The organism is Marinobacter sp. P4B1 (genome assembly GCF_001447135.1).
GTDB lineage: Bacteria > Pseudomonadota > Gammaproteobacteria > Pseudomonadales > Oleiphilaceae > Marinobacter > Marinobacter vinifirmus.
In genome coordinates this window covers 20,545-44,834 of the sequence record NZ_LLXM01000007.1, presented here as the reverse complement: position 1 = coordinate 44,834, position 24,290 = coordinate 20,545, and the positions used below count along the sequence as shown (strand labels likewise).

Below are 24,290 nucleotides of genomic sequence, written 5' to 3'. Positions count from 1 at the left end.
CAAACTGTTCAGCTGGCTGTCAGCCGCATGGGGTGTTGCAGAAGTTTGCCGTCAAACTGGACGCCGTCGGCGGTCAGCTGAATGCGGCCTTCGCAGAACCAGCGCACCACGATGGGGTAAAGCACATGTTCCTGCTGCTGTACCCGCTCGGCCAGTGATTCTGTATCGTCGTCCGATTGAACCGCGACTTCGGCCTGTGCGATTACCGGGCCACCATCGAGTTCTTCGGTAACGAAGTGAATGGATACGCCGTGAACCTTGTCGCCGGCATCGAGCACCCGCTGGTGGGTATTCAGGCCGGTATAGGCTGGCAGCAGGGAAGGGTGGATGTTCAGCATCCGGCCCCGGAATGCCCGCACAAAGTCGGCGGTCAGGATGCGCATGAAGCCGGCCAGTACGATCACGTCCGGGTTCAGGCGCCGCAGCTCGGCCATCAGGGCGCCATCAAACTCTTCGCGGGAACCATACTTCTTATGGTCCACCACGAAGGTTTTGATGTTTGCCTGGGCTGCCCGCTCCAGCGCGAAGGCACCGGGGCGGTTGCAGCCAACGGCGAGGATTTCGCCGGGGAAATCCCGTTCACGGCTGGCGTCTATCAGGGCCTGAAGGTTGGTGCCGCTGCCCGAAGCCAGAACAACAATGGTCGGTAGCGGTGCTGGGTCTGCCATCATGCCTTCAGCAGCTCCGGTGCGTAGCGCACCTTCGGCTCGGCATCACTGGCATCGGCGGCTTCCATAACGCCAACCTGCCAGACTTTCTCGCCCATGGCATTGAGGGTATCGATGGCCAGGTCTTTCTGGTCAGCCGGTACACACACAATCATGCCAATACCACAGTTGAAGGTGCGGTACATTTCTTCAGCGGCCACGCCGCCTGCGTCCTGCAGCCACTGGAACACCGGGGGCAGTTCCCAGCTATGGGTATCGATGGCGGCAACGGTGCCCGCCGGCAGTACCCTGGGAATGTTTTCCGGCAGGCCGCCACCGGTGATGTGGCACAGTGCGCGCACATCGACTTCGCGGATCAGTTGCAGCAGGTTTTTCACGTAAATGCGGGTCGGGGCCATCAGCGCATCGGCCAGGGTGCTGTCTCCCATGGGCTGGCTGAGGTCCGCGTTGCTGACTTCGATGATCTTGCGGATCAGCGAGTAGCCGTTGGAATGCGGGCCGGAGGAGCCCAGGGCCAGCAGCACATCGCCTGGCTGTACACGGCTGCCGTCGATGATGTCGCTGCGCTCGGCCACGCCTACGCAGAAGCCGGCCAGGTCGTAGTCGTCGCCTTCGTACATGCCCGGCATTTCGGCAGTTTCACCGCCTACCAGGGCACAGCCGGAAAGCTCGCAGCCTTTACCGATGCCTTCTACTACCTGGGCTGCAATGTCGACATTCAGCTTGCCGGTGGCGTAGTAATCCAGGAAGAACAGGGGCTCGGCACCGCCAACGACCAGGTCGTTCACGCACATCGCCACCAGGTCGATACCGATGCTGTCGTGCTTTTGCAGCTGCATGGCAAGGCGAAGCTTGGTGCCCACGCCATCGGTGCCGGATACCAGTACCGGCTCCTTGTAACCTGCCGGGATGGATACCATCGCACCAAAACCGCCAAGACCGCCGAGCACTTCAGGACGACGGGTCCTGGCTGCGGTATTCTTGATGCGGTTGACCAGTTCGTTGCCGGCATCGATATCAACGCCGGCGTCACGATAGGTAAGGGAGGGCTTCTGTTCGCTCATGGAATGTTAACCGTTGGCCTGTGGGTCAAGCGGCGGATTTTAACAGGTGCGCACGGGGGCTCCAAATGGAATTCCCGCTTAGTCTCGGGAATTGCCTGCCTTATATTGCGAACCTGCAACAGGGGCTTGCTACTCTAGTCAAAGGTGATGGTGTATCCTGTGCGCCATTCATGGGAACGGCAGGGTGTTACATGACTGAATCACGACGGAAAAATTCCAGGCCTTGGCTGCTTTGGCCAGTATTGTCTGCATTGCTGGCCCTGGCCACTCCGGCCGCGGCAGTCTCTGTATCCGGGCTGTACAACGCCGACGTTCCGGTGCAGGGCGGTTCTGCCGCCGCGTTGCAGCAGGGCTATGCCGATGGTCTGCGCCAGGTAATGGTGCGGGTGTCCGGCAGTCGGGATGTGTTGCAGCGAGAAGGCATTGATCAGGTGTTGTCCGAGGCGGAAAGCCTGTTGCAGGCCTACCAGGTTGGCAGCGAGGCTGGCCAGTCACGGCTGCGGATGAGTTTTGGTGCAGTTGGCGTTAACCGGGCCCTGGCCTCGATTGGTGCGCCGGTCTGGGGTGCTAACCGCCCACTGACCCTCGCCTGGGTGGCGGTAGAGGATCGCGGTAGTCGCAGTTTGCTGACCCGCTCCGGCGCCGGTGCCGAGTGGCGTGATGCGTTCCGGCAGGCGGCTGGTGTTCGGGGCTTGCCGATCGAATTTCCGCCCGAGAACCAGGGTAGTGACCGGGCGTTGCTGTCTGATCTTTGGGGGCAATTTATCGGGCGCATCCAGAAGGCATCTGAAGATGTCTCCTATGACGTCCTTGCCCTGATCCGGGTGAGCCGCTCCGGTGGCCAGTGGCGCGCCGGCTGGGTTGTAGACGGCATGGGTATGGACGCTGCCGAGCGTTCGGTATCTGCCGGTAACCCGGATGACCTGGCCCAGGCCGTGGTCGATTACTGGGCCGAACAGTACGCCAGCCGCTACGCGGTTTCAGCCGGTGAAATCGGGGACTCGCCCAAGGTGGACGTGGTGTTCGACGGAGTATCCACACTGGCGGACTACGGGCGGATCAACAAGGTGCTTGAAGGCCTGACACCGGTAGTCTCGGTGAGCGCTGCCCGCATTCGCGGCGAACGGCTGACCGCGCGGATTGCGTTTACCGGCGAGCTGGAGCAGCTGAAAGAGTACATTGCGCTTGATCCGCGCTTTGTACCGGTTGAAGGTGAGTCCGAACAGACGCAGCCCGCCGATGAGCAGGATGCCGAACAGGCCTTTGAATCCCTCTATCAGGTGCTTAACTATCGCTGGCAGCCGTCCCCGGTTGTCAGCAGTGGTGAAGACGGCTGATAAATTGACGGAGGCAGCCGGGTGAAATCAACACAGTGGCGCTGGATTCCCAATGCCCTGACTTTCATGCGGATGGTGTTGATCATTCCGTTTGCAGGTGCGCTGCTGGATGGCAACTACCGGTTGTCATTGCTGATTTTCCTCGTGGCTGCCATCAGCGATGGCGTTGATGGCTTTCTCGCCCGCTATTTCAACTGGCGCACGCGGGTAGGGGCCATTGCTGACCCCCTGGCCGACAAGGCGTTACTGATTACCACCTACCTGATGCTTACCATCACCGGTATCCTGCCGGTGTGGCTGTTTGTGCTGGTTCTGGCGCGGGATATTGCGATTGTTGGCGGGGCATTGGCGTTTCATTACGGCATTGGCCGGTTCGAAATGGCGCCGAGTGTGCCCGGCAAGATCAACACGCTGGTGCAGATCCTGGTGGCCCTGGCCATTATCATCCTGCTGGCGGGCTGGCCGATGCAGCCCTGGGTGATTGATGCGGGCGTCTGGCTGGTGGCGGGTTCTGCCATCTTCAGCGGCTGCCACTATGTGATTGTATGGAGTTTGCGGGCCTTAAGGATGAAGCGATCATGACTACTGCCTCCCAGATGGCCCTAGGTGTCCGGCTGCGTGACGATGCCCGCTTTGACAATTTCCACGGCGACCGTAACCGCGATGCCGCCCGCAGGCTGGAAACCCTGTGTGAGCAAAACCACGACCTGCCGGTGATGGTGATCTGTGGCGATTCCGATACCGGCAAAAGCCATCTGTTACAGGCGGTCTGCCACAGGGTAGAGCAGCTTGGCCAGAGTGCTGTGTGTATCAGCATCGAAGAGTTGTTGCCATTTGGCCCGGATGCATTATCGGGGTTAGAGACCCGTCATGTAGTCTGTCTGGATGACCTGGACAAGCTGGCGGGCGATCCTCGCTGGGAAGAGGCGGTGTTCCATCTGTATAACCGGATCCTGGATCGCCGCGGTTTGTTAGTGGTGTCGATGTCGGAAGTGCCCGCCTCGTTACCCTTTGGCCTGGCTGATCTCGGTTCCCGGCTGGCCCACGGCCTGCTGGTGCAGCTGGGCGTGTACCGGGATGAAGACCGCATGCGCATCCTGGTGGCCCGGGCGGAACAGCGAGGCATGGTGATGACCGACGAAGTCGCCAGCTTCATCATGCGCCGGGCTCCCCGAAGGCTGGGCGAGCTGCTGGCCATCCTGGATTCTCTCGATGAGAACTCGCTGCAGGCCCAGCGCCGGCTCACCATCCCCTTTGTTAAAACCGTGATGGGCTGGTAGTCACAGATCAATAACTACAAGTGTTTACTGGAGAGATAACATGAGACGGGTTGTATTCAATCAGAAAGGTGGTGTGGGCAAGTCCAGCATCACCTGTAACCTGGCGGCCATCAGTGCGGCCCGGGGCAAGCGCACGCTGGTGGTAGACCTGGATCCACAGGGCAACTCCAGTCATTACCTGCTCGGCAAGCCTGCATCTGAACTGCGGGATACCGTGGCGGACCTGATGGAGCAAACCGTGGCGTTCAGCATGTTCAACCGGCGCCCGGACGAGTTTGTGCATGCCACGCCGTTTGATAACCTGTTTGTGCTGCCGTCCAGTCCGGAACTGGATTTTCTCGAGCGCAAGCTTGAAGCCAAGCACAAGATCTACAAGTTGCGGGAGTATCTGAAAAAACTCAGCGAGTCGTTCGATGAAATCTACATCGACACAGCCCCGGCCCTGAATTTCTATACCCGTTCGGCGCTGATTGCGGCCCAGCGTTGCCTGATTCCGTTTGATTGCGACGATTTCTCCCGCCAGGCGCTTTATAACATTCTCAACGAAATCCGGGAGTTGCAGGAAGATCATAACGAAGAACTGGTGGTTGAAGGTATCATTGCCAACCAGTTCCAGCCCCGGGCCAGCTTGCCGAGACAGCTGGTTAAGGAGCTGCTGGAGGAAGGTTTGCCGGTATTGCCGGTGAGGCTTTCCAGCTCGGTGAAGATGAAAGAATCCCACCAGAGCCGGCAGCCACTCATTCATATGGCTCCGAAACACGGCCTGACTCGTCAGTTCGAAGACCTCTACAGGGTGCTGCACGGGGAGTCGGTGGAGCTGGAACCGCTTCAGGATTGATCAGAACCCATGAGTGACGAAAACCAACACCTCGACCTGCTGACTGACGGACTGCTGCGGATAGAGATCGAACTCCGGCAGCTGGGAGTCTGGCAGGCCGAGCCGCCACCACAAGAGGCGTTTCAGAGCACCCAGCCATTTTGCCTGGATACCATGGAGTTTCCGCAGTGGCTGCAGTTTGTGTTTCTGGAGCGCATGAAAGTGCTGGTTGAGCACAATCATCCGCTGCCGTCTGCTTCCGGGATTGCGCCCATGGCGGAAGAGCATTTCCGGGGGCGTCCGGAATCCGGGCAGGGCCTGGTGAAGGCGCTGGAAGAAATGGACCGGTTGCTGACCCGGTCCTGAGCCCGGTAACTGGCCGGGTTATTCCAGCCGCATCGACAGGTCGATGGCCTTGACGTCTTTGGTCAGGGCGCCGATCGAAATGTAGTCCACTCCGGTCTCGGCAATTGGCACCAGGGTTTGCTCATTAATGCCGCCGGAGGCCTCCAGCCTGGCGCGGCCTGCAGTCAGCTTGACCGCTTCAACCATATCCTCCAGTGAAAACTCGTCCAGCATGATGATGTCGGCACCGGCTTCGAGGGCCTGGGTGAGCTCGTCCATATTCTCGGTTTCCACCTCAACCGGTTTGCCCGGCGCAATGCGGTGTGCTTCAGCAACGGCCCGTGCGATAGAGCCACAGGCCGCGATGTGGTTTTCCTTGATCAGGAAAGCGTCCCACAGGCCGATCCGGTGGTTGTCACAGTCGCCACAGGTCACCGCGTATTTTTGCGCCAGCCGCAGGCCGGGCAGGGTCTTTCGGGTATCCAGCAAGCGTACCTTGGTATGGGCAACCCTGGCCGCGTAGCCGGCGCACTGGGTGGCGACGGCAGAGAGTGTCTGCAGCCAGTTCAGGGCAGACCGCTCAGCCGTCAGTAGCGAGCGGGCAGGGCCCTGCATGCGGAACAGTACAGCATCGGCCGGCACATCGTCGCCGTCGCTGAACAGCCACTCCAGCTCTACGTTGGGGTCTACCTGCCGGAAGACTTCGTTGACCCACTCGACACCGGCCAGCCTGGCGTTCTCGCGGGTGATGACCCGGCCGCGGGCGGTTTTGTCTGCCGGAATCAGCATGGCGGTGATGTCGCCGTCCCCGATGTCTTCCCGGAGGCTGTGGGCTACGGATTCAATACGGGCCTGTCGGAGCAGTTCGGGGGCAATCATGGTGTTTTTCCGCTGGTCAGTGGGGTGGAATTAACGGCTGCGGGGCAATTCTACTGCTACCCCGGCAATTCACAAAATGCCACCATGAATTTCAACGTCTTGTGTCGGAAACAAATGGTGACAAAAACTGACACAAGGTGACGGCAACTGGTCGTATCATAGAGCTGCGGAGTAATATAAGTTTGTCACGCAGATTCGATCCCGGAGCAAGTCCATGGCGCACGATAGCAAGGTTGTCCGATTAGCTGGCCACAGGCCGGCGGGCCGGTTTACGTTGCCTGCTGCATTGGTCAGGTTGCGTGACACTGCGGGTCAGGAACTGAAAACCGTACTCGCCAGCTTTTTCGAACAGGCGGACGACAGCCTGTTCTCCCTGGCCGACCGTGCCGGTTCCAACAAAGATCAATCCGCCTATTTTGATGCCATGCGGGAGCTCCGGCTGCGCCGCCGGGCGATGTCGCTTTCCGTGTTGCAGTATGTCAGCCAGGCCTTTAACGAGCTGGGCCGGTTCAAGCCGGTGCGTTCCGGCGGCTCCCTGGAAGAGGTTAACCAGGACACCCTGAGCCTGGTCGAGCATTCCGAGCTTGAAGAGCAGGTAGCCGTTGAAAGCCTGACCAATCGCCTGCGTAACCGCCACCAGGAGCAGGTTCGCATGCTTGCGGCCCGGGTACGGCACCTGGTTCCCGAGCTGGAGCTGGCTGATGACCAGATTCCCCTGAGCGCCGAGGTTATTTGCGGCGGTATCGCTGAAGCCTGTTCAGACCTGGATATTGATATCCGGGCCAAGCTGGTTGTCCTGAAACTGTTCGAGCGCTTGCTGGCAGACAAGCTGGAGCAGTTCTACCAGAAATGTAACCAGACACTGATTTCCGAAGGCGTGATGCCGGGTATGAAGAATGCCCCGGTCGGCCGTGCGCCGGCGCCTTCAAGGCCAGCCAGTCAGCCGGTTCCGCCCGCCGCGTCGCAACAAGCCGAGGCCATGCCCCAGGCTCCTGCCGACGATGCCGGCAGCCAACTGGCCAGTGCTACCTTCAACGAATTGAGCGCATTGCTGCGGCAGGGTGGCGATGCCGGTGTTGTTTCCCGGCCAGCCGCTGGCGGCAATGTGTTGGACACCAGTCGCTTGCTGGCTCGCCTGACCGAGCTGCAGGCACTCAGCCGGGATGAGGCACAGGTTGAGCAGGTTATGCCCCTGCGTGAGCAGCTGCAGCCGGTATTACAGCCCGCTGAAGGTTCCAGCGTTTCTGTCACCCAGGTCGACAGCGATGTGATCAACCTGGTGGGCATGTTGTTTGACTTCATCCTGGATGACCGTCAGCTGCACCCGGTGATGAAGTCGCTGATTGGCCGGTTGCAGATCCCGGTGCTGAAAGTTGCCCTGAGCGACCGCAACTTCTTCAACCGCGGTGGTCATCCGGCGCGCAAGCTGCTGAACGAACTGGCGCTGGCGGCAATCGGCTGGAATGAAAAGCGGCCGGGCATGCGTGACCCGCTGCGGGAAAAAATCGAAGAAGTGGTCGGCCGGGTGCTGGCAGAGTTCACCGACAGCGTCGACCTGTTTGAAGAACTGCTGAAAGACTTCGGCCACTTCATGGACCTGGACCGTCGCCGCCGTGAGCTGGTCGAGCAGCGCTTGCGTGATGCCGAAGAGGGCCGGGCACGGCAGGAAAGGGCAAGCCAGGCGGCAAAAGATGTCATGCTGGAGCAGGCCGAAGGCCGGGACATTCCCGAGGCTATCCGAGCATTGCTGGACGGCCCGTGCACCCGCTATCTGCAGTGGATCATGCTGCGTCAGGGCGAAGAAAGCCCTCAGTGGCAAGATGCCTGCGAACTGGTCACACGGCTGATCTGGACGGTAGACCCGAGCCCGATTACCGATTCTACCCGTGCCGAGTTGCTGAGGGCGATTCCGGGCGTTGTGGAAGACCTGCGGGCAGCGCTCAAGGAAATTTCCTGGGATCCGTTTGCTACCGACAATGCCGTTCGCGATCTGGAGTTGGCCCACGTAGGTGCGTTCCAGAAGCTGGTAACCGCGCCGGTAGAGGTTGAAGACGAGCCGGTTGTGGACGAGCTGCCTGAGGTTTCAGAACCTGAGCCGGCTGTCCAGGCCGAGCCAGAAGTCGCCTTGGCTCCGGAGCCTGTTCCCCGGCCAGAAGTTGCGCCAGAACCAGAGCCGGAGCCCGAAGCTTCCATTGATCCGGAATGGCTTGCCCGGGCGGATCAGATGCGGGTTGGTTCGTGGGTGGAGCTCAAGCGCGACGACACCCGCCTGCGTTGCAAGCTGGCAGCGTTTATCAAGGCTACCGGCAAGTACATCTTCGTGAACCGCAGTGGTGCCAAGGTGGCTGAGTATCAGCGGGAAGAACTGGCGACAGCCATGCAGACCGGTTTGATCGGCATGCTGGACGATGGCCTGATTTTTGACCGGGCCCTGGAATCCATCATCGACAACCTGCGATACAGTCGCAAGGACTGACCGCTGCAGGCGACTCCGTGGCATCGGAATGGACTTTGTGATTCAATCTCCGGATCGAGTCACCCATTGCGTATCTGGATGCACCTTGCCTGATCAACACTTCAACGCCCGGGTCGAACAGCTTCGAGCGACGGGCCGGTTCCCGGATGCCCGTTGGTGTCCTTCCCCGAATTTCGGCCCCCGCCCCGAGGGTGCTGCCATTTCGTTACTGGTGGTACACAACATCAGCTTACCGCCGGGCGAGTTCGGCGGTGGCCATATCGAGGAATTCTTCTGTAACCGGCTGGATCCTCACGCCCATCCCTATTTCCAGACCATTGCAAATTTGCAGGTTTCCGCCCACGGGCTTATCTGCAGAGACGGCTCGGTGGTCCAGTTTGTCAGCTGCCTGGACCGCGCCTGGCATGCCGGGCGCTCCTGTTTTGAGGGAGAGGAAGAGTGCAATGACTTTTCCATCGGTATCGAACTGGAAGGGGCAGACGACGTGTCCTACACCGATGCCCAGTATCAGTCCCTGGCCCGTCTGGCTGCCCTGGTTCGGGCTGCCTGGCCGGCGATTACGGCAGAGCGGATTACCGGCCACTGCGATATTGCCCCGGGCAGAAAGACGGACCCCGGTGAGGCCTTCCAGTGGGCGCACTTCCATCGCGTTTTAAGCACAACGGAGAATGCCTGAATGGTACTGGTGGTTTTTCTGCTCGCCTATGTGATCCGGCAGCGCCTTGACCGGCTCGGTGTGTTATCCAGTGACGACCTGTGGCGATCCTGGCTGCATATCGGGGCCCGCAGCAAGGCCGGCAAAGAAGGTTCCCTGTTTTTAGGCCTGTTACTGGCTCTCGGCCCCGCTGTGTTATTGGGGGCCTTGGTTCTGGCGGCCGGTTACGGTGGTATTCGTGTTGTGGTTTACCCCGTGGAACTGATCGTTCTGGTGCTGATGATGGGCGTGCCCGGCTGGCGCCCCGTACTGGAGGCCTACACTGAGGCCTGGGGCCGCGGTGACATGCAGGGAGCCTGGCATCATATCGAAGACCGTTTGCTTGAGGATGAGCGGGGCAGTGCGCAAAGCGCAGAAGTGATGCATTTGTCGGTTTCCCGTGCCTTGATGGTATCGGTGTTCGAGCGGTTTTTCCTGGTGGTGTTCTGGTATGTGGTTGGCGGAATCTGGCTGGCAGTCATTGCCCGTGGACTGGTGGCACTGGCAGAGCAGTGGCCCCAGCCGGCTGCCCGGCAGCGCTTTGCCATCGCGGCAGACATTATGGCCTGGGTGCCGTCTCGTCTACTGGCTTGTACCTTTGGCGTGGCTGGGGACCTGGCGGGCTGGTCCCGATCCATCCGTCTGGTGGTGCCGGGGTTCGGCAAGCCGACAGACAATGTGCTGATGACCGCTGCCAGCGGCTCCCTGACGGGCTATGCCCTGGATCCGGAACGGTTCGGCCAGGTATACGCCGATGACTGGCCGAAATTCGGTGGCCGTAGCATTCGGGCCATGCGGGATTTGCTCAGCCGCAGCATGCTGGTGTGGATCTGCGCCATCGCGCTGTTGGTGATTGCCGGGATCGTATGATGCCCGGCAAACAGGAATCTGGCCCTCAGAGGCCGGATTTTTTTTGCTCCCAGAGAATTTCCTGGGCGCTGTCCCGGCGGGCCAGTACCCGCGCAACTACGAACAGCAGGTCGGACAGCCGGTTCAGGTAGTGGCGGGAGGCGGTGTTGATGGAGTCTTCGTGGCCCAGGGCCACGACTACCCGCTCCGCGCGCCGGCAAACAGCGCGGGCCATGTGACAATGAGCCGCAGCAGCGGAACCACCCGGCAGGATGAAGTTCTTCAGGGGAGGCAGGCCTTCGTTGTAATGGTCCAGCGTGGTTTCCAGCCAGGTGATGTGCTCATCCCCGATGACTTTGCTGCCCGGAATGGCAAATTCCCCGCCCAGATCGAAGAGGTGGTGCTGGATGCGGCGAAGCACCTCAATCAGCGCATCATCCGCCGGTAAGGTTTCCACCAGGATACCGATATGGCAGTTCAGCTCATCGGCGGTTCCCATCGCTTCCACTCGCTGGGCGTTCTTGGCAATCCGGTTGCCATCGGCCAGGCCGGTAGAGCCATCGTCTCCGGTGCGGGTGTAGATCTTTGACAGGCGATTACCCATGGTTTGAACTCCCTTCTGTAGTGATCAGTTGAGTTGTTTTACCTGTTCGGTGAGCATTTGGTTCACTGGTACGGCAATGTTGTACCGGTGGCCCAGGCGAGTTAGATAACCGTTGATGAAGTCTATCTCGGTTTCTCGGCCCGCCAGCATATCTGCGCGCATCGATGACGTGTTTGCGGCGGTTTTCCGGGCTACGGCTTCGATGGTTTCCCGCAGGCTATCCGGAGTAACGGAGGTTTGCCCCGCGGCATCCAGAAGCTGGCTGATTTCCTGGCACATCGGATCGATCCATTTCAGATAGAACGGCTGGCCCAGAATCTCACCGTTGGGGCAGTCGAGCAGGGCGGTAAAGGCGTTGATGCCGGCATTAATAACCAGTTTCTGCCAGAGCCGGCCGAGAATATCCTGTTCCGGCTGGACTGCCAGGCCGCTGGTGGCAAGCTGTTGCGCCACCGGTTCTACATGGGCTTGCCCGGCAGGGTTAAGTGCACCTAGCCAGGTAGTACCGCGACCGGCGTGAACCGTCAGGCCTGCCTGCGGCCGGTTGGCGCCTTCGGTGGTGGAGGCCGCAAGCACGGGCCTTTCCGGCCAGGCTTCGGCAACCTGTTGCTGGCTCCCGAGTCCATTCTGGAACAACACGATGGGCGTTGACGATGGCATTGAGGGCAGGGCGGATTTGAGGGCGTTGAAGGTATCGCCGGCTTTGGTGGTCACCAGTAACAGATCTGGTGACTGGCCGGATTGAAGCCAGGGAACGGTGACGCTGAATGGCTCGCCTTCGATGGGCTGAAGGCGGTAGTGGACAGGTTCTGGGCGTTGGCCCGGGCGGGACACAAACGCTACCTGCCCGGCAGGTAGCGTTGCGGCCCAGAGCCGGCCCATAGAGCCGGCGCCGAGTATGGCAATCATGGCCTTACATGGCCTCGATTTCGGCCCGCTGTGCGCTGAGTCGCTGCAGGCTGCCCTGGGCATCCTTCAGCTTCTCTTTTTCCTTCTCGACCACTTCAGCCGGGGCCTTGGCGGTGAACTTCTCGTTGTTCAGCTTGCCTTCCAGGCGGCCGATTTCCTTGTTCAGGCGCTCCAGCTCCTTGTCCAGACGCTTGAGTTCGGCGCCCTTGTCGATCAGGCCGGCCATGGGCACCAGCACTTCCATTTCCCCCACCAGCTGGGTGGCGCTCATGGGAGCCTTGTCGCCCTCGAACCATTCCAGCTTCTCCAGCTTGGCCAGGGACATCAGGAACTGGCGGTTGTCGTTCAGGCGGCGCTGGTCGTCAGCGTTGCCGCCTTTCAGCAGCACTGGTACCTGTTTGCCCGGGGAGATGTTCATCTCGCCTCGGATATTCCGCACCGCCACGATCACGCCTTTGAGCCATTCGATATCGGCTGCCACGGCGGAGTCCTGCTTGCTTTCGTCCGGCTGCGGGAACGGCTGCAGCATGATGCTGTCGCCGGTTTTGCCGGCCAGCGGGGCAATGCGCTGCCAGATTTCTTCGGTGATGAAGGGCATCATCGGATGTGCCAGGCGCAGGACGGCTTCCAGCACGCGAACCAGGGTACGGCGAGTGCCGCGCTTGGCTTCGGGGCTGGCGTTGTCGTCACTCAGGGCCGGCTTGGACAGCTCCAGGTACCAGTCGCAGTATTCGTTCCAGATGAACTCGTACAGGGCGTAGGCGGCCAGGTCGAAGCGGTACTGGTCCAGGTGGCGGATCACTTCCTGCTCGCAGTGCTGCAGCTCGCTGATGATCCAGCGGTCAGCCAGGGACAGTTCCACCGGCTCGTCGTTCACGCCGCAGTCTTCGCCTTCGGTGTTCATCAACACGTAGCGGGCGGCGTTCCACAGCTTGTTGCAGAAGTTTCGGTAGCCTTCCAGGCGCTTCATGTCCCAGTTGATGTCACGGCCGGTGGTGGCCATGGCTGCCAGGGTGAAGCGCAGAGCATCGGTGCCGTGGGCGGTAATACCTTCCGGGAATTCCTTCTCGGTGCGCTTGCCGATTTTCTCGGCCAGCTTCGGCTGCATCAGGTTGCCGGTGCGCTTCTCAAGCAGGTCCGGCAGGCTGATGCCATCAATCATATCCAGCGGGTCGATCACGTTGCCCTTGGACTTGGACATCTTGTCGCCGTGCTCGTCCCGGATCAGGCCGGTCACGTAAACGGTCTTGAACGGCACCTGCGGGGTACCATCTTCGTTTTTCATGAAGTGCATGGTCATCATGATCATCCGGGCAACCCAGAAGAAGATGATGTCGAAACCGGTCACCAGCACGTCCGTGGGGTGGAAGGTTTTCAGGCGCTCGGTGATCTCCGGCCAGCCCAGGGTACCGAAAGTCCACAGGGCGGAGCTGAACCAGGTGTCCAGCACGTCGTCGTCCTGTTTCAGTTCCAGATCCGCAGCCAGGTTGTGCTTCTGGCGTACTTCGTCTTCGTTGCGGCCGACATAGATGTTGCCTTCGGCGTCGTACCAGGCCGGAATCCGGTGGCCCCACCAGAGCTGGCGGGAGATACACCAGTCCTGGATATCGCGCATCCAGGCGAAGTACATGTTCTCGTACTGTTTGGGCACAAACTGGATACGGCCGTCTTCCACTGCCTCGATGGCCGGCTTGGCCAGGGTCTTGGCATCGGCAAACCATTGATCGGTGAGCATCGGCTCGATGATCAGGCCGGAGCGGTCGCCACGGGGCACGCTCAGTACGTGGTCTTCAATTTTCTCGACCAGGCCTTCGGCTTCCATGTCTGCCACGATCTGCTTGCGGGCGGCCTCGCGGGTCAGACCTGCATAGGCTCTGGGCATGGTGCCGTCGATGTCGGTGTTCTCGGTGCCGTCAGAGTTGAAGACCTCGGCGATGTCCCGGATATTCGCATCCTGGGTCATCACGTTGATCATCGGCAGGTTGTTGCGCTTGCCTACGGCGTAGTCGTTGAAATCGTGCGCCGGGGTGATCTTGACGCAGCCGGAGCCTTTTTCCGGGTCGGCGTGGTGGTCGGCCACGATGGGAATCCGGCGGTTTACCAGCGGCAGCAGTACATGCTGACCGATCAGGTGCTGGTAGCGCTCGTCGTCCGGGTGCACGGCTACGGCGGTGTCGCCCAGCATGGTTTCCGGGCGGGTGGTGGCGACGATCACGTAGTCTTTGCCGTCCTGGGTTTTCTGGCCGTCGGCCAGCGGGTAGCGCAGGTGCCAGAAGAAACCTTTTTCTTCCTTGTTCTCGACTTCAAGGTCAGAGATGGCGGTGTGCAGTTTCGGATCCCAGTTCACCAGCCGCTTGCCGCGGTACACCAGGCCGTCTTCGTACAGACGGATAAACACTTCCTGCACGGCCTTGTAGAAGCCATCGTCCATGGTGAAGCGTTCGTTGCTCCAGTCCACGGAATTGCCCAGGCGGCGCATCTGGCGGGTGATGGTGCCGCCGGAGTGCTCTTTCCAGTCCCAGATGCGCTTGATGAACTCTTCCCGACCCAGGTCGTGGCGGGTTTTGTCTTCTTCTGCAGCCAGTTTGCGCTCAACCACCATCTGGGTGGCGATGCCGGCGTGGTCAGTGCCCACGGTCCACAATGCGTTACGGCCCTGCATACGCTTGAAGCGGGTGAGGGTGTCCATGATGGTGTGCTGGAACGCATGGCCCATGTGCAGGCTGCCGGTCACATTGGGTGGCGGGATGGCGATGCTGTAGGAATCGCCTTCTCCGCTGGGGCGGAAATATCCTTTGGATTCCCAGTTTTCGTACCACTGGCGCTCGATGTTTTCTGGCTGGTAGGTTTTTTCCATGGGATTATGCAGTGACCGTTTTGGTTGATTCACATAGAGAAATTCTGAATTGGGCGATTATACATGGTCACCTTGATTGCGGCGAACCTTCGACGCTCGTCGGGGCTTCGGTATGGGCTCAGTAGCCTGCTAGATTGGTGCAGTGTGGGGTTGGGGACAGGCTTTCCAAAAAGCGCTCCTTGCGGCACCCCTTCGGGGCCCGGCCCACAATCACAGATTGTGGTCGCTCAGCTTTCGCATGAAGCTTCGCTTCATAAGCGCTCGGCTGAGCCCCTGTGGCGCTTGTCTCCGGCCATCCATGGCCTACGAAATTTTTGGAAAGCCTGTCCCCAACCCCACAGATCGAATTTTTGCTGGTCGCTGGTGAGTATTGCTTTTTCTTTTTCGTTTTTGTCCGTGTGGGTCCGTGAGCGTCCGTGGCTAATAAATTTTATCTTTCCGTGTTTTTCCGTGTCTTCCGTGGCAAAAAAATCACCGCCGCCGCATATCATGCACCCGAGCCTCAATCCCCAACGCCCGCAGTTGCTTGTAATGCCCCCGAGCGAGGTTCAATACGCCCGGTTCGTTATGGGCCACCAGCGCCAGGCGACCGTACTGGTCAGCGTCGTCGGGCAACGTCGAGGACAGCACAATAACGGTATCCCAGTCCGTAGCCGCCGGCGGGTAGAGCAGGATGCCGACAGGGTCGGTGCAGGGGGTAGTCGGGTCTTTGGCGATGCTGTGGGGGATGAAGGCATCCGGGGCGATGTTCCACAGCAGGTCGTCGAGTTCTTGGGCGTGGTCTTCGGTGTCGCAGAGGATGCACACGCGGTCGCCCTGCTGCCAGGCTTTGTCCACCAGTTTGGCGGCGTGGAGGTTTCTGGCGGCGGGGGTGTTCTGGGCGAGGATGTGGAACCAGTAACGTTGGTTCTTTTCGTCCCGGCCGGAGGGGCCGGCAGCTGGGCTGCCGGGCTCCGGGGTAGGGGTTGGCTGGTTATCCTGCATGGGACATCAGGTAGTCGACCAGCAGGGGTACCGGGCGGCCGGTGGCGCCTTTGGCTTTGCCGGAGTTCCAGGCGGTACCGGCGATGTCCAGGTGGGCCCAGCGGTAGTCTTTGGCAAACCGGCTCAGGAAGCAGGCAGCGGTGATGGTGCCGGCCGGCCGGCCGCCGATGTTGGCCATGTCGGCGAAGTTGCTGTCGAGCTGGCTCTGGTATTCGTCCCAGAGCGGCAGGCGCCAGGCGCGGTCGCCGGTGCGCTCGCCGGCGGCCAGCAGTTCGTTGGCCAGTTCGTCGTTGTTGGACAGAAGGCCGGTGGCGTAGTTGCCCAGGGCGATGATGCAGGCGCCGGTGAGGGTGGCCATGTCGACTACGGCAGCCGGGTCAAATTTCTTCACGTAGGTGAGGGCGTCGCACAGTACCAGGCGGCCTTCGGCGTCGGTGTTGAGGATTTCAACGGTCATGCCGCTCAGGGTGGTTACGATGTCGCCCGGGCGGGAGGCGCCGCCATCCGGCATGTTCTCGGCGGCAGCAATCACCGCGACTACGTTGATTTTGGGCTTGGTCTCAGCCAGTACTTTCATGGCGCCGAATACGCTGGCGGAACCGCCCATGTCGTACTTCATCTCGTCCATGCCTTCGCCGGGCTTGAGGCTGATGCCGCCGGTGTCGAAGGTGATGCCTTTACCCACCAGCACGTAGGGCTTGTCCTTGGCTTTGCCGCCACGGTATTCCATCACGATCAGGCGCGGGGGCTGCTTGGAGCCTTTGCCTACGGCCAGGATGGTGTTCATACCCATCTTTTCCATCTGCTTTTCATCAAGCACTTCGGTCTTGATGCAGTCGTGTTCCTTGGCCATGGCCTGTGCCTGTTCGGCCAGCCATACCGGGTGGCAGATGTTGGGCGGGGTGTTGCCCAGATCCTTGGTGAAGTTCATGCCGCGGCCGGTGGACAGGCCCAGGTTGAAGGCATCTTTCAGGGCTTTGCCGGCACCGGAGGCCTGCACAGTCACTTTCTTGAGCTTGCGGGCAGCAGGCTTTTCGCTCTTGAAGCCGGTGAAGCTGTACAGCTGGTCTTCCAGGATGCGGCCAATCAGGTTCAGGCGCGCTTCTTCGTTGCTGACCGCATCTTCGCCCTGCAGCGCAGTGTCGGCCAGGCAGATCAGGGCGTTTTTGGACGGGCCGTCTTTCAGGGCGCCCATCATGGCGATCAGGGCTTTGCGGAAGTTGGCCGGTGTGCGGTCTGCATCTTTGCCGGTGCCGACCACAACCAGGCGCTGCCAGGGCTGGTCGACCAGCGGGATGGTGTTAACTGAAGCATTCTTGCCGGTCAGGTCGCCAGCTTTTTCGAGTTGCTTGATCAGCCCGCCCAGGGTTTCGTCTGCCTGTGTTGTGGTGTCAGGCCAGGTACCTTTTTCGGGGAGGCCGATGACCAGGCAATCGGTTTTGGTAGCGGCAATGGCTTTACTGCTCAGGCTGAAATTCATGGCAACTCCCGTTGTCAGGTTATTCTGTTTAGGTCCGCGCCGGGCGGGTTTGATCGAATGTTAATAAGGATTGGGGCAAAGCCGCGAATAATCAAGCGATAAGGCCTTATCGTTACGATGGCTTTAACGAGTTGTTCCTGTACTGTCATTCATTCCCAAGGTTACATAGAATACGCGCAGTTCCTCTTATCCTCCATCTCCTGAAAGGGCGCGGCCAGAGAGATCAGTTTGAGCATCATTTTCCGTTACCTCATCCGCCAGATCATGGTCAGCATGCTTGCTGTTTCCGGCATTTTGTTGCTGGTGTTCATGAGCGGCCGGTTTATAAAGTACCTGGCGAGTGCGGCTGAGGGCGAGCTGGCAGCGGGCGTGTTGTTCGCCATTATGGGGTACCGTTTCCCCGGCTTTCTGGAGCTGATCCTGCCTTTGGGATTGTTTATTGGCATTCTGCTGGCCTACGGCCGGATGTACCTGGAAAGCGAGATGACGGTACTGTTCGCCTGCGGTGTCAGCGAGCGGGAGCTGCTGCAGAAAACCCTGGTGGGTGCGCTGCCGGTGATGCTGGTGGTGGGCGCAATGAGCCTGTTTATTTCACCCTGGGGCATGAAGCAGGTGGAGCATATTTTCAACGAACAGCGCAAAGCCACCGAGTTTGAAATGCTCGCGCCCGGGCGGTTCCAGGATCTCAGCTCCGGTACCCGGGTGACCTATACCGAAGCGCTCAGTGACGACAAGCGTCAGCTGCAAGGTGTGTTTATTGCCGAGCATGGGCGCAACGGTGAAGGCGTTACCCTGATCACAGCAGAGACCGGCTCGCAGTTGATCGACGAGAAAACCGGCAGCCGGTTCCTGATCCTGGAAGAAGGCGGCCGCTTTCAGGGTATGCCGGGGCAGCTGGATTACAACGTAACCCGGTTCGAGGCCTATGGCCTCAAGATCCAGGCCGGCGAAGCGGGTGATCGCGAGCTGGAAGAGGGCATCAGTACGCTGGATCTCTGGCGATCAGACAACCTTGAAGATCGCGCCCTGTTGCACTGGCGCTTCTCCCTGCCGTTAATCGTTCCGATCGTTACCCTGCTGGCGGTTCGTCTGAGCCGGGTGAATCCCCGGCAGGGCCGGTTCTTCCATCTTTTGCCCGCAATGCTTGTGTACATCACCTATCTGGGCCTTCTGATCGTGGCCCGGGACGCACTGGCAGACGGCAAGGTGCCGGAGTGGATCGGCATGCTCTGGGTGCACGCGCTGTTCCTGGCGCTAGGGTTATGGCTGCATTTCGGGCCGGCCTGGCTGCATCGCCGCCGGCTGGAGAAGGAGGGCCGCGCCAGTGCGTAAGATCGACAACTATGTAATGCGCACCGTTGGTGGTGCCATGTTCCTGGTGATGGTGGTAGTGCTGTCGCTGGACGTAATCTTCGCCTTCATTGCCGAGCTGGAAGACACCCGCAACGATTACCAGACGGTGCAGGCGCTTTGGTACGTGGCGCTCACCTTGCCCCGCAGGATCTACGATTACCTGCCGCTCGGGGCGTTTATGGGGTGCCTGGTTGGGCTGGGGGCCATGGCGAGTTCGTCGGAGCTGACGGTGATTCGCGCCGCCGGGGTGTCGCTGAAGCGGATTGTCTGGTCTGCCATGAAGCCGGCGCTGATTATTGTGTTGCTGGGTGTGGCAATTGGTGAGTACGTGGCACCGAACACCGAACGGCTCGCCCAGAGCGACAAGGCTATTGCCCTGGGGGCTGGCAAGAATGTGGCATCGGCCCACGGTGTCTGGCATCGGGAAGGCAATACCTTTATGCATCTGAATGCGGTGCAGCCGGATGGTGGCCTGGTAGGGGTTTCGCTGTTCCGGTTTGATGATCAGCGCCAGCTGGAACAGTCCAGCTTTTCCGAGCGGGCGGTGTTCCAGGGTGATCACTGGTTGCTGGAGAACGTGGCGGTGACCCGCATGGAAGGTGAGCAAACGGTGCGGGAAGCCCATGAAACCCTGCGCTGGGATACCGGCTTGTCTCCGGATGTCTTGAGTGTGCTGATTGTGAAGCCGGAAAACCTGTCGATGAGTGGCCTGTATACCTACGCCACCTATCTGGGGGAGCAGGGGCTGACTGCGGCACAGTACTGGCTGGCGTTCTGGAAGAAAGCACTGATGCCGCTGGGTACTGCGGTGATGGTGCTGGTGGCCATTTCCTTTGTGTTCGGCCCCTTGCGTTCTGTAACCATGGGCTTCCGGGTGTTTACCGGCTTGCTGGTGGGCTTGTTGTTCAAGTACATGCAGGATCTGCTCGGGCCCATGAGCATGGTGTACGGCTTCAATCCCATGATTGCTGTGCTGGCGCCGATTGCCATCAATGCCGTGGTAGGTGCGGTGTTGATGAGAAGGGCCGGCTGAACCGGCCCTGAAGGTTTACTTTTTCGCGGCTTTTTCTACCTGAACCACAACGCTGTTGGATGCCCGGTCGGTCAGTGACAGTCCGTTGATCGGGTAGAACAGGGCGATAATAGCGGGAACGCTGATCAGCAGGGTAACGGTACCGATGTAATGGCTTGCCAGCATGGTGAGAAAAACCACCGCCGAGGCTGTGCCGTAACGAAACAGGGCCTGGGTCCAGCTGACTGACGTGCCGTCCAGGTTTTCGATCCGAACCCGCCATACCTGCATACCCAGAGTCTGGCCAATGCGGGTCCAGAAGTAGGCAAAGAACAGATACAGCACCAGGAAGAGCACGAAGGTGAGCCCCGGATCGCCCGAGAGCTGGCCGGCCTCAGCCATTTGTTCGTACTTGTCCCAGCCCGTAATCCACCCGGCAATCATGGTATAAATCCAGGTGGCGACCAGCAGGACCGCAATACTGATCAGGCCATCGTAAATAATCGCCAGAGCCCGCTTGAGGGCGGTTGCCGGTGGCAGCAGTTGCTCGGCGTCATGAAAGCGTCGGGGCATGGGGTCTCCTGTGAGGTTTCACGTTTTTCCTGTTCTCGGCGTGTGCTAGAGTAGCGGATTTGCACACGCATGTAAGTATTGCTATTTCAAAGGTATCAAAGGTCTATGAAAACCGCAGAGTTGCGACAGGCGTTTTTGGAATATTTCAAACAGCAAGGTCACACCATTGTGCCGAGCAGTTCGCTGGTACCGGCAGACGACCCGACACTGTTGTTCACCAACGCTGGCATGAACCAGTTCAAGGATACCTTCCTTGGCCGTGAAGAGCGCGACTATAACCGGGCAACATCGTCCCAGAAGTGTGTGCGCGCCGGCGGCAAGCATAACGACCTGGAGAACGTGGGCTATACCGCCCGCCACCATACCTTCTTCGAAATGCTGGGCAACTTCAGCTTCGGCGATTACTTCAAGCGCGAAGCCATTAACTTTGCCTGGACCTTCCTTACCGGTGAGAAGCACCTGAACCTGCCCCAGGAAAAGCTGTGGGTAACGGTTTACGCAGAAGACGACGAAGCCTTTGATATCTGGAACAAAGAAGTTGGCGTGCCGGCAGACCGCATTGTTCGCATTGGCGACAACAAGGGTGCGCGCTACGCTTCTGATAACTTCTGGCAGATGGGTGACACCGGCCCCTGCGGCCCCTGCACCGAAATCTTCTACGACCACGGTCCGGACGTGGCTGGCGGCCCTCCCGGTAGCCCGGAGGAAGACGGCGACCGCTACATCGAGATCTGGAACGTGGTGTTCATGCAATACAACCGCACCGCCGATGGCGAGATGCTGAACCTGCCCAAGCCTTCTGTGGATACCGGTATGGGCCTGGAGCGAATTGCAGCGGTGTTGCAGGGCGTTCACAGCAACTATGAAATCGACCTGTTCCAGGATTTGCTGAAAGCCGCTTCTGCAATTCTGGGTGGTGCAGCCACTACCGAGGCCTCGCTGCGCGTCGTGGCTGACCACATCCGCTCCTGTGCCTTCCTGATTGCCGATGGCGTGATGCCGTCCAACGAAGGCCGTGGCTTTGTGCTGCGCCGGATCATCCGCCGTGCAGCCCGTCACGGTAACAAGCTGGGTGCGAACGAACCGTTCTTCTACAAGCTTACCTGTGCCCTGGTTGAACTGATGGGCGATGCCTATCCGCAACTGGTCAGCAGCCGCAAGCAGATCGAAAAAGTACTGCTGCAAGAAGAAGAGCAGTTCGCCAAGACCCTGGACAAAGGCCTGCGCCTGCTGGAACAGGATATTGCCGAGCTGAAGGGCACTGAAATTCCCGGCGAAACCGTATTTACCCTGTACGACACCTACGGCTTTCCGGTAGACCTGACCAACGATATCGCCCGCGAGCGCGGCCTGACCCTAGACTATGAAGGCTACGAAAAGGCCATGGAAGCCCAGCGTGACCGTGCCCGGGCTGCGAGCAAGTTCGGCATTGATTACAACGCCGCAGGCATCACCATCGAAGGGAAAACCGAGTTTACCGGTTACGACCACATCGACGGCCACGAGCGAATCCGCACCGTTCTGGTGAATGGCGAAGAGAAAACCGCCGAAGCCGGTGACGAATGTGTTGTGGTGCTGGAGCGTACTCCGTTCTACGCAGAATCCGGCGGCCAGGTGGGTGACACCGGCCTGCTGACCTGGAGCGGTGGCCGGTTCAAGGTAACCGACACCCGCAAAGAAGGCGATAACCACCTGCACGTGGGCACGCTGGTAGAAGGTGAGCTGTTCCCGGGGCTGGAAGTTGACGCGCGTATTGACCACGCCCGCCGTGAACGCACCAAGCGTAACCACTCCGCCACGCACCTGCTGCACGCAGCACTGCGCAATGTTCTGGGTGAGCATGTAACCCAGAAAGGTTCCCTGGTAGACCCCGACAAACTGCGTTTCGACTTCTCCCATTTCGAGGCGGTCACTGCCGAGCAGCTGAAAGAAATCGAACGCCAGGTGAACGAGCAGGTACTGGAAAACACCCCGGTTGAGATCGACGTTACCGATATGGAAACGGCCAAGGCCAAGGGCGCTATGGCGCTGTTCGGCGAGAAGTACGGCGATGTGGTTCGGGTTCTGAGCATGGGTACCGATCACTATTCTGTTGAGCTGTGTGGCGGTACCCACGTATCCCGCACCGGCGATATCGGTTTGTTCCGTATTACCTCCGAGAGCGGTATTTCCTCCGGCGTTCGCCGTATTGAAGCGGTGACCGGCTTCGGCGCACTGGAATGGCTGGACGCCACCGAGCGAACCCTGCGTGAAACCGCCCGCCTGGTTAAGGGCACCCGCGAGACTGTCGTGGAGAAAGTTCAGCAGGTTCTCGACCGCAACCGTCAGCTGGAAAAAGACATGGATGGCCTGAAGGCCAAGCTGGCCAGCTCCGCCGGTAGCGACCTTGCTGGTAACGCGGTTGAGGTTGCCGGATTGAAGGTTGTGGCAGCAGAGCTGGAAGGCGCAGACCGCAAGGCCCTGATGGAAACCGCTGACCAGTTGAAGAACAAGCTGGGCGAGGGTGTGGTGGTTCTGGCCACTGTGGACGATGGCAAGGTGACGCTGGTTGCCGGCGTAACCAAGTCAGCCACTGGCCGCATCAAAGCTGGCGACCTGATGAAGCATCTGTGTGCCCAGGTAGATGGTAAAGGCGGTGGTCGCCCGGATATGGCTCAGGGCGGTGGTAACGATCCGTCCAGGCTGGCAGGTGCCCTGGCCGGAGTTCCGGGCTGGGTCGAGCAAAATATCGGATAAGCAACTGTTTTCGGAAGCGGGCGGAGGTTTATAATTCCGCCCGCTTTATTTGACTGGCGGAGCCTGGCTCCGCTGTAAGGCCCGTTTCGGAGTTTGGGAAAGCATGGCTCTGTTGGTTCAGAAATTTGGTGGTACATCCGTCGGCACAACCGAACGGATTGAAGCGGTCGCTGACAAGGTGTGTCAGTTCCGCAAAGATGGTCACGACATTGTGGTGGTGGTCTCCGCTATGAGCGGCGAGACCAATCGCCTGATTGCCCTGGCCAACGACATTATGGAAGAGCCCACGCCCCGCGAAATGGACGTGCTGGTTTCCACCGGTGAGCAGGTCACTATCGCCCTGTTATCTATGGCGCTGCAGAAGCGCGGCTGTGATGCCCGGTCTTATACCGGCTCCCAGGTGCGGATACTGACGGACAGCAGCCACACCAAGGCACGCATTAAAGATATCGATGAGCAGAACATGCGCGCGGATCTGGATGCAGGTCGGGTTGTTGTGGTTGCCGGTTTCCAGGGTGTTGATGAGCGAGGCAATATCACCACGCTGGGCCGCGGTGGTTCCGATACCACAGCCGTTGCCTTGGCGGCGGCGCTGAAGGCGGACGAGTGCCAGATTTACACCGATGTTGACGGCGTTTATACGACCGACCCGCGGGTAGTAGACAGCGCGCGCCGGCTTGAGCGAATTACGTTCGAAGAAATGCTTGAGATGGCCAGCCTGGGCTCGAAAGTGCTCCAGATTCGGGCCGTCGAATTTGCAGGTAAATACAATGTTCCATTAAGGGTGCTGTCCAGCTTTGCAGAAGGCGAGGGTACCCTGATTACTTTTGAGGATGAGAACGCCATGGAACAACCGGTTGTTTCCGGCATTGCCTTTAACCGTGATGAAGCCAAACTGACCATCTCCGGAGTGCCTGACACCCCGGGCAGCGCCCTGCGGATTCTCAAGCCGGTGAGCGATGCCAACATCGAGGTGGACATGATTGTCCAGAACGTGGGTGAGGATAACAAAACCGCATTCACCTTCACGGTTCACCGTAATGATTTCAAGCGCGCCCAGGACGTTCTGCGCGGCATCAGCACTGAAATCGGTGCCGGTGAAGTGGGCGGCGACACCAAGATTGCGAAGGTGAGCATTGTGGGTGTTGGCATGCGTTCCCATGCCGGCGTTGCAACTAAAATGTTCGAAGCGCTGTCTAACGAAGGCATCAATATTCAGATGATCTCCACATCGGAAATCAAGATTTCCGTGGTGATCGACGAGAAATATCTCGAACTGGCCGTTCGCGCACTGCACAGTGCCTTCGAGCTGGACAAGTCCGGGGTAGTAGAAGAAGGAATGTGAGGGCAGGGTGCCCTTTGCTTCCTCCTGA

General features: G+C 59.7%; 21 protein-coding genes. 12 read left to right on the top strand and 9 right to left on the bottom strand.

Features of this window, described 5'->3' with window-relative positions:
* Positions 1–8 precede the first annotated feature (8 nt).
* Together purN and purM are read right to left on the bottom strand one after the other, a co-directional pair.
* Positions 9–671, bottom strand: coding sequence for a phosphoribosylglycinamide formyltransferase (purN, locus tag AQ621_RS05585; protein WP_058340628.1), 663 nt, complete (start codon positions 669–671; stop codon positions 9–11).
* Positions 668–1,732, bottom strand: a complete 1,065-nt coding sequence (gene purM, locus AQ621_RS05580; protein WP_058340627.1) for a phosphoribosylformylglycinamidine cyclo-ligase — start codon at positions 1,730–1,732, stop codon at positions 668–670. The genes purN and purM overlap by 4 nt, the downstream gene beginning before the upstream one ends.
* Positions 1,733–1,923: 191 nt before the next feature.
* Between purM and AQ621_RS05575 the strand changes: the two genes are divergently transcribed.
* From AQ621_RS05575 to AQ621_RS05555, 5 genes are read left to right on the top strand one after another with little or no spacing between them, the layout of a single operon-like run.
* On the top strand, positions 1,924–3,069 hold the full coding sequence (locus tag AQ621_RS05575) for a DUF2066 domain-containing protein (RefSeq protein ID WP_058340626.1): 1,146 nt from the start codon (positions 1,924–1,926) through the stop codon (positions 3,067–3,069).
* A gap of 21 nt (positions 3,070–3,090) precedes the next feature.
* The gene (locus tag AQ621_RS05570; RefSeq protein WP_022990094.1) at positions 3,091–3,651 is read left to right on the top strand and encodes a CDP-alcohol phosphatidyltransferase family protein; all 561 of its coding nucleotides are present in this window, start codon (positions 3,091–3,093) and stop codon (positions 3,649–3,651) included.
* Positions 3,648–4,349, top strand: coding sequence for a DnaA regulatory inactivator Hda (gene hda / locus AQ621_RS05565; RefSeq protein ID WP_058340625.1), 702 nt, complete (start codon positions 3,648–3,650; stop codon positions 4,347–4,349). Before AQ621_RS05570 ends, hda begins: the two co-directional genes overlap by 4 nt.
* Positions 4,350–4,389: 40 nt before the next feature.
* Positions 4,390–5,187 carry a ParA family protein gene (locus tag AQ621_RS05560; protein WP_022990096.1) on the top strand — a complete coding sequence of 266 codons (798 nt, stop codon included), beginning with the start codon at positions 4,390–4,392 and terminating at the stop codon, positions 5,185–5,187.
* Positions 5,188–5,196: 9 nt separating this feature from the next.
* On the top strand, positions 5,197–5,532 hold the full coding sequence (locus AQ621_RS05555) for a YqcC family protein (RefSeq protein ID WP_058340624.1): 336 nt from the start codon (positions 5,197–5,199) through the stop codon (positions 5,530–5,532).
* An 18-nt stretch (positions 5,533–5,550) separates the two neighbouring features.
* Here AQ621_RS05555 and nadC read toward each other — a convergent pair whose 3' ends face one another.
* Entirely contained in the window at positions 5,551–6,390 is an 840-nt protein-coding gene (gene nadC / locus AQ621_RS05550; protein WP_058340623.1) for a carboxylating nicotinate-nucleotide diphosphorylase, read from the bottom strand.
* Positions 6,391–6,604: 214 nt separating this feature from the next.
* On the opposite strand from nadC, the gene AQ621_RS05545 reads away from it, so the two are divergent.
* The 3 genes from AQ621_RS05545 to AQ621_RS05535 all read left to right on the top strand — a co-directional run bounded on the left by AQ621_RS05545 (position 6,605) and on the right by AQ621_RS05535 (position 10,430).
* Positions 6,605–8,866, top strand: coding sequence for a DUF1631 domain-containing protein (locus AQ621_RS05545; RefSeq protein WP_058340622.1), 2,262 nt, complete (start codon positions 6,605–6,607; stop codon positions 8,864–8,866).
* Between the two features lie 85 nt (positions 8,867–8,951).
* Positions 8,952–9,542 (top strand): 1,6-anhydro-N-acetylmuramyl-L-alanine amidase AmpD, encoded by a 591-nt coding sequence (gene ampD, locus AQ621_RS05540; protein WP_058340621.1) that lies wholly within the window; start codon positions 8,952–8,954, stop codon positions 9,540–9,542.
* Positions 9,543–10,430: a hypothetical protein gene (locus AQ621_RS05535; protein WP_058340620.1), complete on the top strand. Its 888-nt coding sequence runs from the start codon at positions 9,543–9,545 to the stop codon at positions 10,428–10,430.
* Between the two features lie 25 nt (positions 10,431–10,455).
* On the opposite strand, the gene AQ621_RS05530 is transcribed toward AQ621_RS05535, so the two are convergent.
* The 5 genes from AQ621_RS05530 to AQ621_RS05505 form a co-directional block, all read right to left on the bottom strand.
* Positions 10,456–11,013, bottom strand: a complete 558-nt coding sequence (locus AQ621_RS05530) for a cob(I)yrinic acid a,c-diamide adenosyltransferase (protein ID WP_058340619.1) — start codon at positions 11,011–11,013, stop codon at positions 10,456–10,458.
* A gap of 24 nt (positions 11,014–11,037) precedes the next feature.
* The gene (locus AQ621_RS05525) at positions 11,038–11,922 is read right to left on the bottom strand and encodes a ketopantoate reductase family protein (RefSeq protein ID WP_058340618.1); all 885 of its coding nucleotides are present in this window, start codon (positions 11,920–11,922) and stop codon (positions 11,038–11,040) included.
* 4 nt (positions 11,923–11,926) lie between these two features.
* Positions 11,927–14,779 carry a valine--tRNA ligase gene (locus AQ621_RS05520; RefSeq protein WP_058340617.1) on the bottom strand — a complete coding sequence of 951 codons (2,853 nt, stop codon included), beginning with the start codon at positions 14,777–14,779 and terminating at the stop codon, positions 11,927–11,929.
* Between the two features lie 471 nt (positions 14,780–15,250).
* Positions 15,251–15,763 carry a DNA polymerase III subunit chi gene (locus AQ621_RS05510; protein ID WP_058340615.1) on the bottom strand — a complete coding sequence of 171 codons (513 nt, stop codon included), beginning with the start codon at positions 15,761–15,763 and terminating at the stop codon, positions 15,251–15,253.
* Positions 15,753–17,243, bottom strand: a complete 1,491-nt coding sequence (locus tag AQ621_RS05505) for a leucyl aminopeptidase (protein ID WP_058340614.1) — start codon at positions 17,241–17,243, stop codon at positions 15,753–15,755. The genes AQ621_RS05510 and AQ621_RS05505 overlap by 11 nt, the downstream gene beginning before the upstream one ends.
* A 228-nt stretch (positions 17,244–17,471) precedes the next feature.
* Here AQ621_RS05505 and lptF point away from each other — a divergent pair, with 228 nt between their 5' ends.
* Entirely contained in the window at positions 17,472–18,575 is a 1,104-nt protein-coding gene (gene lptF, locus AQ621_RS05500; RefSeq protein ID WP_058340613.1) for an LPS export ABC transporter permease LptF, read from the top strand.
* A complete protein-coding gene (lptG, locus tag AQ621_RS05495; RefSeq protein ID WP_058340612.1) occupies positions 18,568–19,629 on the top strand; it encodes an LPS export ABC transporter permease LptG in 1,062 nt (353 codons plus the stop codon). Before lptF ends, lptG begins: the two co-directional genes overlap by 8 nt.
* A 15-nt stretch (positions 19,630–19,644) precedes the next feature.
* Here the strand turns inward: lptG and AQ621_RS05490 are convergent, their stop codons facing one another.
* Positions 19,645–20,181 (bottom strand): RDD family protein, encoded by a 537-nt coding sequence (locus tag AQ621_RS05490; RefSeq protein WP_022989562.1) that lies wholly within the window; start codon positions 20,179–20,181, stop codon positions 19,645–19,647.
* 105 nt (positions 20,182–20,286) lie between these two features.
* Between AQ621_RS05490 and alaS the strand changes: the two genes are divergently transcribed.
* Together alaS and AQ621_RS05480 are read left to right on the top strand one after the other, a co-directional pair.
* On the top strand, positions 20,287–22,917 hold the full coding sequence (alaS, locus tag AQ621_RS05485; protein ID WP_058340611.1) for an alanine--tRNA ligase: 2,631 nt from the start codon (positions 20,287–20,289) through the stop codon (positions 22,915–22,917).
* Between the two features lie 103 nt (positions 22,918–23,020).
* Complete coding sequence (locus AQ621_RS05480; RefSeq protein ID WP_058340610.1) at positions 23,021–24,262, top strand: aspartate kinase; 1,242 nt, start codon at positions 23,021–23,023, stop codon at positions 24,260–24,262.
* Positions 24,263–24,290: the final 28 nt, after the last annotated feature.